The 11,830-nt window shown below is 53.8% G+C and carries 11 protein-coding genes; 2 read left to right on the top strand and 9 right to left on the bottom strand.

Annotated features, from left to right (window positions below; translation table 11 throughout):
- Positions 1 to 40: 40 nt before the first annotated feature.
- From AC1RQK_RS29270 to AC1RQK_RS29235, 8 genes are all read right to left on the bottom strand, one after another.
- Positions 41 to 202: a hypothetical protein gene (locus AC1RQK_RS29270; RefSeq protein ID WP_492812738.1), complete on the bottom strand. Its 162-nt coding sequence runs from the start codon at positions 200 to 202 to the stop codon at positions 41 to 43.
- A gap of 358 nt (positions 203 to 560) precedes the next feature.
- The gene (locus tag AC1RQK_RS29265; RefSeq protein WP_492812736.1) at positions 561 to 1,130 is read right to left on the bottom strand and encodes a hypothetical protein; all 570 of its coding nucleotides are present in this window, start codon (positions 1,128 to 1,130) and stop codon (positions 561 to 563) included.
- Between the two features lie 276 nt (positions 1,131 to 1,406).
- On the bottom strand, positions 1,407 to 2,339 hold the full coding sequence (locus AC1RQK_RS29260; RefSeq protein WP_492812734.1) for a hypothetical protein: 933 nt from the start codon (positions 2,337 to 2,339) through the stop codon (positions 1,407 to 1,409).
- Between the two features lie 92 nt (positions 2,340 to 2,431).
- Positions 2,432 to 3,052, bottom strand: a complete 621-nt coding sequence (locus tag AC1RQK_RS29255) for a hypothetical protein (protein ID WP_492812733.1) — start codon at positions 3,050 to 3,052, stop codon at positions 2,432 to 2,434.
- Complete coding sequence (locus AC1RQK_RS29250; protein WP_492812731.1) at positions 3,049 to 3,654, bottom strand: hypothetical protein; 606 nt, start codon at positions 3,652 to 3,654, stop codon at positions 3,049 to 3,051. The genes AC1RQK_RS29255 and AC1RQK_RS29250 overlap by 4 nt, the downstream gene beginning before the upstream one ends.
- Position 3,655: 1 nt before the next feature.
- Entirely contained in the window at positions 3,656 to 4,582 is a 927-nt protein-coding gene (locus AC1RQK_RS29245; protein ID WP_492812729.1) for a CBASS oligonucleotide cyclase, read from the bottom strand.
- Positions 4,583 to 4,590: 8 nt separating this feature from the next.
- Positions 4,591 to 5,553, bottom strand: coding sequence for a hypothetical protein (locus AC1RQK_RS29240; RefSeq protein ID WP_492812727.1), 963 nt, complete (start codon positions 5,551 to 5,553; stop codon positions 4,591 to 4,593).
- Complete coding sequence (locus tag AC1RQK_RS29235; protein WP_492812725.1) at positions 5,547 to 6,170, bottom strand: 7-cyano-7-deazaguanine synthase; 624 nt, start codon at positions 6,168 to 6,170, stop codon at positions 5,547 to 5,549. The genes AC1RQK_RS29240 and AC1RQK_RS29235 overlap by 7 nt, the downstream gene beginning before the upstream one ends.
- A gap of 797 nt (positions 6,171 to 6,967) precedes the next feature.
- Between AC1RQK_RS29235 and AC1RQK_RS29230 the strand changes: the two genes are divergently transcribed.
- Complete coding sequence (locus tag AC1RQK_RS29230) at positions 6,968 to 7,336, top strand: DUF1484 family protein (protein WP_492812723.1); 369 nt, start codon at positions 6,968 to 6,970, stop codon at positions 7,334 to 7,336.
- Between the two features lie 112 nt (positions 7,337 to 7,448).
- Here the strand turns inward: AC1RQK_RS29230 and AC1RQK_RS29225 are convergent, their stop codons facing one another.
- On the bottom strand, positions 7,449 to 7,847 hold the full coding sequence (locus AC1RQK_RS29225; protein ID WP_492812721.1) for a hypothetical protein: 399 nt from the start codon (positions 7,845 to 7,847) through the stop codon (positions 7,449 to 7,451).
- A gap of 1,396 nt (positions 7,848 to 9,243) precedes the next feature.
- Between AC1RQK_RS29225 and AC1RQK_RS29220 the strand changes: the two genes are divergently transcribed.
- A complete protein-coding gene (locus tag AC1RQK_RS29220) occupies positions 9,244 to 11,823 on the top strand; it encodes a type VI secretion system Vgr family protein (RefSeq protein WP_492812719.1) in 2,580 nt (859 codons plus the stop codon).
- Positions 11,824 to 11,830: the final 7 nt, after the last annotated feature.

Genomic DNA, 11,830 nt, shown 5'->3' with positions numbered 1-11,830 from the left:
TTTATGGTGCGCTGCGCAATGGCTGATTCGTTCCTGAGATTCACTTCGCGATGCCGTTGTCACGGGGGCGCTGCGGTTTCCGTGCCAGCAGGTTTGCGTCGCGGGTGAGCCGCCAGCGTCCGTCGGGGTCTTTGCTCAGGATGGTGAGCGTGTAGCCGGAGCGGTGGATGGCAGGGCTGCCGTCAGGCGGCGTGACGGTCATGCGGATATGGTTGCTCAGATACGCCCAGTTACCAAGGACCGGGACTTACTGAATGTCATAGGTGCCGTCGATCTGGCCGTTCTTCACGCCTTCGGAGGTGGTGGCGAACTCATTCTTGCCGAAGGGTGGCTGGCGGGGCGATTTCAGTCACGAGATCCACATGCCCAAGGTACAACCCCGTGTTGTATTGACGGTGCCTCAGCCATTTGACCGTGTTGAGCGCTATATCGGAAATTATTCTGATTTTATCGATGAATAGCGGACCTATCTACAACGCTAGGCTGGCATAGAAACGGCGTCGGGAGGATCGCGTAGAGCGATAAATTGCCGACAGCGGTTGGGCATGCATGTACGCTAATTACGCGAACGCATCGGATAGGCGCTCACTAACCCCAATTCGCACGATTGAGGATTCGTTTAGCAGCCTTTGACTCTTGACATACAACGCGAGGTCCGGCGGAACAAGTCCACTTGGTAGTTGTTCAGAGGGAACCACAAAGCCATGTAGAACCTTGCTGAATTGCCCAAAACCGGCCGGAAAATTGGTCACCTGCCGGGCTGGCACAATAAAGGCCTCCACAATGTTTGCTCCGTGGTCGCATCCGATACATATAAGGTGGGTGGCAGAAATTCCATTCTTCTTGTTTGCATGCATTAGAGCCCAGCCCCAATAATCGAATCCCCATCGGAATTCATCTTTTGGCATGGACATCTTGACGTCAGCCTTGATCGTGCGACCTTTATGGGTAAATTCTAAATCGTATCCTGATTGGTTGCCGAGATGCTTTGCCTCCACTCCCTCTCGCTCTAGCCACTCCTTGACAAGTAGCTCACCAAGAAATCCCTTAACGGTGGACCGGTTCATCTGCGCGAAAACTGGCAGCGTAGCCACTTGGCGAAGTACTCCAATTGCGTGAGCGATATTCATTTTCAATTTCCCGGGAAGCGTATCGTTAAAAATCGTAGGGTCCGTTTAATATAAGGCACATTAATTGCAATTAGCCCGCGATACGCTTAAGCAACCGATCTCAGGTTTGGATGGGTTGAAATCCGAGAGGCTCGATGTGGCGCGTTAGTCGAAAAGGTCCTCCCATTCGCCAAAGTAGTGATCTTCGACCGGGCGGGGAATAACCGTTAGCAAGCGTTCGCTCTCCAAGGCATGGTGGCCCGCTCGCTAGGCCTATTTTTTGATTAGAAATCAGAATTATAAAAACCAATTTTTGAGTCCGGAAATAATTTTTTCGTAATTCAATACTGAGACTCCGGCAGTGGAAATGAATATAAGAGAAGAAACGATCGGGTTGTTCTTGGTTAACTCAATTATAGCAATGGGGTGAATTCCGTATTTGTCTGTGAAGCTGGAATTTGTTTTAATGCTTTTGTCGTGAGTTCGGTCGAATATGTTGGAAAGAACGTCCACTTTTCTTAATGTGGATTGATGTAGTTTCATGTACTCGCCATTTACAAAGGCTGCTGCTTCCTCTGCGCCCTGCAATGCATCTATATCCGATATATGATTCATTTCAACAATGCTCATTAACCGGCCTTTTCTACCTCTCGCCGATTTGTGGGGTGCATATTTCAGCCCGTACAAAGTAACAAGTTCGCGCGCCAAATCAAACTTGCGGTGATCTTGTAGAACGATCGGTTGTCCCCCAAGGACTCGGTGTCGATGTTCAAGCGCCGAGAATCCGTAATTGTCGTCTCGCATATTCCAGTGAATAAATACACTATCAGTGTGCGTCGAGAGGAAGGCGAAATATCCATCAAGCATATCTCGCTCCAGTGGGTCCAGAGTTGCTGAAAGAACCACCGTTGCAGGGCTGGCCGTCGGCGCGGCGATTTGCCCCGTCGCCGGGACCACCGAAGGGAGAATCGCCGCCAGATTTGCTAATTGGCCTTTTAACTCCGCGGATTTATGTATCGACCACGTTTTTGTCTGAGCAGACTTAAGATTACGAACTGCGATTGAGGTCACCCGAGTGGACCCACCTATAGCCGGCTGCCCAGGAGCAGAATAAAACGACTCGCATGAATAGTGGACCAGATAGGCATTGATCGAATCATCATAGATTTCGTTTATTTTCTTTCTGCTCTTCGAGCGCTCTTTGATCCGTGAAATTTCGGATGAACTCATCGTATTCCTGTTTTAATATACTTGATGCAATTGATGCGCAGTCATCCGAGAAAGACATTTCTGGATAGTCGAGTATTTCTTTGAAATGTCGTTTAATGACGATCGTGGGTGGGGGCGCCACGTCGCTCAAGATATCTCCAGAGCACCACGTCGACGACTCGGACAGGGTCGCCGCTCGCCTTCGCAATGGCGTTGCACATGGAACGCACATCTGAATACCCGAGATACGTCTGTAGACGGAGTAAATGACGATCAGGTTTAGCGACGTCAAAGCCGAGGTTTTTTGCAAGATGGAGTGATGTCACCGCACCCATGAATGGAAGTTCGCGAAGAGTATCAAGCGGTGCTGTGAGCAGGACGTCCTTGAAATTTTCGAATCCGGATACTGCAACCTGCGTAGCGATCTCGGCCACGGCTTCATGTTTTCGCCGGTTTTTTAGTACGGGCATCGCTGCCGCAACGCACTGATTCCGCTTCTCCGATATCTCATCGGCGGATAGCCAATCGCAGAAGCAAAGGGAAATGTAATCGAAGTACCGCCTGACGATCGCCTCACGGAAGCCGGAGCAGTAAACCACCCAGGCTGCTTCCCTGAGGAATTCCTGCTCGCCGATATTCTCAGGCGACTGATTTTCCTGCCATGCAATCTCATCAGAGTAACCAAGATCGACGACTATGCGTTTCGCTTGGCGGTAGAAGGCGGCAGCTTTCATTTCTGTGCATCCCTATTGTCGCCTTTAGAAGCGCTGATGGTGGCTCGATTGTCGCGCCACCAAAGTACTATTTTTATCAACAAAATATTGGCGCCGGGGTGATTGTCGAGATGCCGACTTATTTCGACCTTTAATTTGTGCTTTTTTTTGAGCTTTAGGAATTCAGATTCCGGGATGGATTCGATAGTATCCGTAAGCAGTTGATATCGCAGCAGAGCTTGATTTATCACGTTAGAATCCGCTTCGGAGGAGAGGGGGCGATATTCCTTCACAAATGCGCTTAGCGCAATGGCTCCCTGATGGTACGAGTGTGATCGCCCCTTCCAATCTACCTGAAGCTGAATAAGCGAAAGGCAAAAAGTGCCAATCGAGAGCAACCCTAACCAAATGTCTTTCGATACTCCGTGCGGCGAAAGTTGGGCAGCTATAGTCGGCTGAACGAATACCATCGCGACAAGCCATGCTGAGATTAACAAGATAGCGAGGTCAAGTATCGTCGACTTAGTCCTGAACCTATCTCTCAGAGCTGAGTAGGCAGTGCAAGACTGATCGGCGACTCTCATGGCACGCTGAAGTGCTTCGATAGCATTCTTCTCTGTCATTCTATTCACCAAATAGATCGAGCCATCGCTCACTCGACTGAGCAGAACTTGCGTTCAGCATGCGTTGGTGAATACGGGCAAGTGTATGGCTGAGAGCAGTTCGTGCTTCGCTGTGGGCGGCGCCTAGATATTCATCCACGTGAATTGATTGGCCGGTCCGGTCAGTCATTGGGGTCAACACTAGGGCGCTCGCCTGCTTAAAGAAATATGGAAGCATTCTCACGGTCGTTCGCTCTTCTGCATAGCCGCGGAACGCAGCGACGCCAAGTGACTCTATGTGATAACCAGTTAGGCGTACGGCTTCAGGCAAATTCGCATTAATCGCCTTGGCAAGTTTCAACGTCGGTATGACCTTCCCTGCGCATTCAGAATTTCTTTTGCTAAGTCCATCTTTGAATTGCTCAGGATCGATCGCCGACCAAGAGTTAATTTGCCATGCGGGTACGTGCAGCTTCCCTCCCTTTCTTATTGCCGGGATGAGCTGAATTTCCGGTCCATCTAAGTATTTCACAGTGATGGCGACTCGTCCGGTCGTAATTTCACTGGCTCCCCCGAGACCGTCGTACAGAGCGTCGCCAACTTTTTTTAGAACTTCATGCGGGTTTTCGTTAGCCAGTTTTCCCGAGATGACCAATATAGAATCCACATCGCTGATTCCATCGACATACGTGTGCTTTGCGACCGAGCCACCAAACATTGTGTCAAACGCACTGTCCAGATCGACGCCTAGAGTTGCTTTAATTTCGTCCAGTCTCTCTCGCACCTCCTCTGTATTGCGGGAATTGTACCGGCTCAATAGCTTGCCGAATTCCTCTGCCAGCACGGTATCGAACTCGGCAGCGCCGGCCTCAGCATCTTCTCTGAGTTTCTTCGCGATCTCAGCAGGAGATCGGCCTGCTCCACCAAAAGTGCCACTACTCCCGCCCATGCGGCCTCCTAGAGCGTTGCATGCAATTCGTTCACGGATTGCTCAAAGAAAATTGCGTGTTCTTTGAACGCGGAGAAATTATTTTCCTTGATGTAGCGTTTCATCGCAAATTCAAGGTTTATGATTTGCTGGTAATTTTCAAACCAAATTTTAGGGTCAATATCTTGATCATTAATGCGAATACCGTACTTTAAGGCCGCAGCATTTTTCTGGTATACCGCTTGACCATTTACATAGCTATATCGCAGCCACGTGAGCCCGTCAAAAATATCCGCGCCTGCAAAGAAATACAGTGGCGTAGAAACGGTATCAAGACTTCCAAAAATATGGATCGGTGTATCTAGCCCGATTTTCGTCAGGCCGCTTCGAATTTTCGCTATCTTTTGCATGCGATCAAAGATGCTATATCCCAGCTCCTTTTCGGTGAATCCAATTACATCAAAGTCACGGAGCTCATAGACCGATTTTAGTATCTCATCCACGTCTATGCGTGTGGCTTGAGGCGAGTGTGGCTTCAGAAGAATCTCCCTTCCGAACTTTCGACCTGCAAACAATTCGTGTGCCCTCGCGATTTGCTCCTTGACCGTCACGCGGTGTTCGGGGTGGTCGTAGCTCACCGCGAGAGTCGGTTGCGGTGCTTCCCAGGCGTCAAGTACTTTGCTTAACTGTTCGAGTGTCCATGAAGACTCGACATAGTTATTCTTGCGAGTGTCGGAAAGCTCCATGTCTTTGGAACTCTCGTAGCCACCGCTATCAAGAATGAGGTATTCCGGATAGGTGGGAATAGTGGTTATATGCTGATGCGAGATATCATATGCGCTAACCAATGCACATTCTGTTATCGTTTCAGATAATACCTCAATTATGTGTGAGACATCTGGAAAACCCTTGCTCGAGAATGATGGCACGACGGTGGGGGTTTTGGAGATGACATTTCCTCCGATTCTTATTTCTCTAATAGCACTCAACATCCGAGACTCCTCCGGTCCAAGCACGAGTGACACGAGCCGCATCCCCCTTCGACACCACGTTGACAGCTATATGTATGAGCGAGATCGATACCCGTTTCACGGAGGGCACCAACGATCTCGGGTTTCGTGTAATTGATTAGCGGCGCAATCAGGCGTGCCCGTGAGTCCGTATGCTCTGCCATTAGTCGGGAAGTACTTTCGAAAAATGCTTCAGAGCAGTCATAGAAAGGCGTTCCCGCATGAATGCCAATGCAAATTAGTGTTTCGGAGGGGGTGCGGTGCATCAGTGCGAGAAATATGAACGCTGCATTACGTCCAACCACCTCGCCAGGGGGGAACGCCTGCGAGCTAGCGATTTTGAGTTGGTCCGCTGTACCACCATAGTGTTTTGCCATTGCCTGGACCGCGGCCCATTCAAGGCGGCTAGCTTTTTGCCCGTAGTCGATATGCAGGGCTCTAAAGTGCAGTTCCGCTTCGCGTAGGCGATGCATACATAAGGTCGAATCGATGCCGCCGCCGGCAAGTAGCAGGGCCGCTGAGTTTGCGCTTCGCTGCGAATTTGGCACGAAGAGTCCCCCTTCTCTCTTTGTTGTTCCAGCATTATCATGGATTTTCATGAATTTTGCTACCCGGGCATCCGGTAGTGGGGGAGCTGATTCGATTTATAGGGGGTGGTGATCGACTTTTTGGCGCTCGGGTCCTGGATTTACTTCTATCGTGTTTCGCTAGGTTGACTTGGACGGGAACAAATTTTCGGATTTTGCGTCGATGTTCGTTTTTCGTGATTGGATAGTATTATTAAAATTGAATATAGTTATGTGTGAATTATGATTTTTGTGGATGGAATGAGATAATTGTTATGGGGTGTGTATTTGTTTATGGTTCCATTTATTTTTTTGTAATATATTTTTTGATAATATCGAGTTGTGCAATGAGGCCTGTTGCTGAAATTATTTTGGTGTGTGCAGGCTATCGAGTTGGGAGTGGAGATACTATTTGCTGCTTTCGGTTGCTTTTCCTAGGTGAAATTTAAATAGTGTCCAGGGGCTCTGCCATCAGCACACACAATGTTGAGCGTCCGATTCGGGAGTAGTTTGTGGCACCTGAATGGCAGGGTAGACCCGGTCGGCCCATCACTGATTGACATCCCTCCAATCCTCCCCGACAATCCCCGTGTCACCTCAAACAAAGGTGATCGGGCGTGGAAACCCGGAAAACGTAGGCGGACAGCCGCTATTTGCGGCTTTTTTGTGTCCGTGCGTTCGTGCGCGCGTAGTATGTCTACGGCGGGCCGGGCGGGGCAGCTTTCGGGCTGGCCGGTTCCTACGTTCCGGTATTTCCACCCTCGCTGCGGGCCCGCCACCCTCACGTGGAAATGAGCGGCGGGTCTTCCAACCCAAACTAGGAAGCCGCTATGTCTGACACCCTCGCTCGCTCCGAGCAAACTACCCACGTCAATCCACCCGAGCGCACGCTCACCCTCTCCCGGCAATCCGACTTGCTCGCCGACCTGATCCGCATCACCTTCCCAGCCGACACCCCCACAAAGCTAAGCGTCCAGGAACTAGCCTACCAACTTGACGCGCTGCGCAACGACGCCCAAGGCATCGCGCAGGAAAGCTGCGCCGACTTGCTACGCGTTAGCGCAGGCCTTGGCTCCGTTCTGAGATTGCTGGATTACGACAGTGACGAGGTAGAAGACAGTCACGGCCTGCATTGCTTGCTGACGCCGTTGAAGCAGCAGTTGGATGCGGCTTTGAATCGGGTGCAGGGGTTGCTTTGAGGTAGGGGGAGGAGGGGGTGCATAGGTTCGGCGCGTGTCGCTCCTGTGCCCCCCTCCCAAACAGTCGGTTCACGGCTGTCATTCCTTGAACGGACGCAGGCGCCTTCGTTCGCTACGGGAGGCTAGCCCGTAGCCAGTCCCAACGTGTCGGGGGCAGTGTTGCATAGCCCTTACCATCGCGCGCGCCGATGTCATACAGCACATGGTCGTGAAACCAAAGTAGGCGCGGAGCGTCGGGGTCAAGGTACGTGCGTTCTGCGAGTAATTCATCGCTACGCGCAGCATAAGGGCGAAACAGAGTGCCGTACTCACGCGCTAAATAGCAGGCTTCACCGATGTAGTCGCCAGAGTTCTCTCGCTTGCATTCGTGCGCAGTGGATCTGTCTCTAACATCCAAGCCATAGAGAACAAGAAATACAGCAGCGGCGGCGAGCGCCGCCAGCCTGATCGCCGAACGTAGCCGAGGTTCGGCTTTGCGAGGTTCGGCTTTGATTTTGGTGCCTATGTTCATAGATCGAACTCCACAACAAGCAGATCTTGACGGGCGCGTTCAGCCATTCGCGAAACGCCAGAAGCGTCTTTCGATGCGCGATGTCGGCGGGTGCACAGGCGCCTTCGGTTTTGGCGGTGTGGGCGGCGATGGGGCGGTCGCGGAGGAGGGTGGCAGGGTGTTCCGTAGGAAGTTAGAACGCTTCCACATCCTCAATGGTGCAGCATGCGCGGCTCGCGCCTGAGCACCCACAGTGTGCTGAATGAACCGAACGGTAGCCGCTTTTCTGATCGTTTCATAGCCGCCTTCATCGCCAAATCTCTCATCGAATTTCGTACTTGTCCGATTGCGGCATAGCGTTTCTCGCTGCAGGATACCGTTCTGGTATTTGTGAAAATCACTTGCGGATCGGTGCGCCAGCACTGGCGCAAGGTACATCAGGTTCAAGCCTCATGGCCTTGCGGATCTTGCAACTTCACCTGCGGCGGAGTGTTTTCGCATGGGTATTCGTTGGCCATCGGCTTCCAATCGTACTGTCCGCGTGACGGGTCCGGGCATGCCTGAAATCCTTGGGCGACCCGATCCTATATTCAGACCGGATGGTCTTGCATCTTCTAAATCCGATCATAGTGGAGTTTGAGCTATGATACGCCTCGTTAAATTTCTGGCTAAGTTGCTGGTCATTCTCGTGGCTCTGGTTAGCTCGCTGATTTATGGCTGCAACGCAATGAGCCGATCAGCCCGGTATCAATGCGAGCGAGAGCGTTCTCCTACAGGCCAATACATAGGCGAAATTTGCTATCTTCCGCGCGAGTACGGCACGCTATTTCGTCTGTATGAGACCCGCACTGGGGAGTTACTGGCCGAGCGCACATATTTAGACCCTGATCGGCGTAGCTTGATTTGGAATCCAATTTTCGTGCAATACGATTTGGGGGCGACCGAAAATAATGGCGTCGTGGACCTACCGCCGACCTGGCTGGATCGCGTAAGGGCGAAATTGCCGTAGATCTGCACCTGGTTCGCTGATGTTAGCGCCCTCGATGCGAGGCCCATCCTCAATCCACCCAAGTTAAGCCTCAGCAAGCCTTGTAGGCGGCATGTCGATGAGGTTTGTGGCGAGGTGGACGTGGCTTAGCGCGATCCGGTCGCACGCGATGGCTGGCCGAATTGGCGGCATGCTTGTTCGCAGTGCCATCCAAGATCTCTGTAATTTCCGCATGACTACGAATTGTCTGGGTTCATTTCCGGAATAGTCTCATAGACACCCCCGTTTCCAAGCCGATAGCCTTGTGAAGCTGAATTCATCGGAGTAGCGGATTTTTTTCGGGAGCCCGAGTCGCGTAAGGTGGCCTGGGTTGTTTCGCGTCGCGTCAGGAATGCGCCGAGGGCGCCTGACATCACGGAGCTTACTTGCATGGGTAACCGCTTGCTGCTCCTTTCTCGTACCGTCACCGTGTCCGGTGAGGGGTTGCCGGAACTGATGGGACAGCCGCTGCTGGTGTTTTCCCGCATATCCGGCACCGAGGGCATTAACGCCCTTTTCGAGTACGAACTGGAGTTAAAGACCCCCGACGACCGCAATGCCCTTTACGGCCCGGCAGGCGACCTTGATATGGAGGCCATGCAGGGCAAGGAACTCACCGTCAGTATTGAACTGGACGGATCTGGCACCGGCCAAGCCGGTGGCCTGGGTCAGGGCACGCGGGAAATCACCGGCCTCGTCACAGAAGTTTGGGGGCCGTTCTATGACAACGAGCGCATTCTGTACCGGTTGACCCTGCGTCCGTGGCTGTGGCTGGCAACACTGACGAGCAACTACAAGCGGTTCCAGAACATGAACGTACTGGAAATCGTCGAAGCGGTACTCGGCAACTACACCTTCCCCGTCGAGCGTCGCCTGCTGGATAGCCAATATCCTCAGCGTGAGTATCAATTGCAGGCCGGTGAAACCGATTATCAATTCGTGCGGCGCCTGCTGGCAGAATGGGGCATATCGTTCTTCTTCGAGCATTCAAATGGTCACCACCGTCTGGTGCTGACCGATGGCAACGGCGCTTTCAAAGTCATTCCCAGTGCCGCGTATCACACCATTAGCTGGTATCCATCCTCTGACCGGGTCGACGAAGAACACCTCTATCAGTTTGAGGCGCGCGACCGGCTGATCACCGGCCAATGGACGCATGGGGATTACGATTTCAAGCAACCGCGCGCTGACCTCAACGTGTCTGCCGAAGCGCCGCGCGACACCAGTCATTCGACCTACGAGCGGTTCGACTGGCCGGGTGACCACGCCGAGCCCATGGGCGGCAAGCAAGCCCGCGCCGAGGGGGACATGCGGGCGCGCATCCGCATGGAAGCCATCCGGCAGCATGGACACCGTGTGCGCGGCAAGGGGAATGTCCGCGCGATGGCACCGGGCAATACGTTCACGCTCGCGCGCTCCCTGCGCAGGAAGGCCAACTGCGAGTACCTGGTTTTCGATACACGCCTGCTGATCGAGGATGTGGGCGAGTTCTCGGGCAGCGGCCAGCAATGGCGCTGCGAGGTGGAATTCGAGGCACAGCCGACCCGCGAGATCTTCCGGCCCGAATGGGTCGGGAAGCCCTACATCGGCGGCACGCATGTCGCGAAGGTCACTGGTCCGGCCAATCAGGAAATCTGGACCGACAGTTTCGGTCGCGTGCGCTGCGAGTTTGCCTGGGACCGCTACGGCAACAACGACGAGAACAGTTCCTGCTGGATTCGCGTCGCCAATTTCGCGTCGGGAAGCCGCTTCGGCAACACGCACCTGCCGCGCATCGGACAGGAGGTCGTTGTGGCCTACCTGGGCGGCGATCCGGATCGGCCGATCATCGTCGGGGTGGTGAACAATCAGGAAAATCTACCGGCGTGGAACCTGCCGGATCAGCACGCGCTGTCCGGCTACCAGAGTAAAGAGCTATTCGGCGAAGGCCGCAACCAGACGCTTTATGACGACACGCAGGGCCAGCAGCAGGTGCAGGTCGCCTCGGCCCACCAGAACAGCCTGCTGGCGCTCGGCCACAACGTGCGCGTGAACGATTGGCAGGGGCGCGAGGAAAAGCGCGGCGAGGGCTTCGAGCTGCGCACCGATGGCAAGGGGGCCATCCGCGCAGACGGGATGCTGATCACCACCGAGGCCCGACGTAACGCAGACGGCCATGTGCTGGCAATGCGGGAAACGATCCGGCGGCTGGAACAGGCACTGGCCGAAGCTCGCAACGTGCTGGATGCCAGCGTGGCGGCACTCGCGCAGACCGATGAACAGAAGAATGTGGCGCAGGCCATTGCCGAACAGAACGACGCCATCAAAGGGACGGGCGAAGCGCTGGGCGAACTGTCACAGCCGATGATGGTCATGGCGAGTCCTGCCGGGATCGCCAGTACGACACCGAAGACCACGCACCTGCACAGCGGCGACCATACGGCGCTGACCACCGGCAAGCATTTGTCTATGTCTGCGGGTCACAGCATTGTCGGCAGCGCGGCCAAAGGTGTCTCGCTGTGCGGCCATACCGAAGACGTGAAGCTGATCGCCCGCAAGGGCAAAGTCGCGGTGCAGGCGCAAGACAACGAAATGGAAGTCGTGGCGCGCGACACCCTGAAGGTCACCAGCACCGAAGGCAGGATCGAAGTCACCGCCGCCAAGGAGATCGTGTTCAACGTTGGAGGCACTTACTACCGCATGACGCCCAGCGGCATCGAGAGCGGCACCAGCGGCGCATGGACGGTTCACGCGGGCAGCAAGCAATTGACCGGCCCGAAGACTGCCAGCGTGCCGATGCCGAGCTTCGGCAAAGGTTACGGGGGCTTCTACAAGCTGCATTGGGATGGCACCGACCACCTTGCACCGTACCAGTCTTATCGCATTACGCGCGCCGATGGCAGCCTCATCGAAGGCGTGACCAATGCGCACGGGGAGACTGCGCTCAAGCTAGCCGAGTTCGGTGAAACCGTGAAGATTGAAATTCTATAAGACAGCT

The organism is Cupriavidus sp. GW822-FHT02D05, assembly GCF_058802485.1.
Note: the sequence above shows the minus strand (reverse complement) of the source record. Positions and strands in the feature narration are given on the sequence as shown.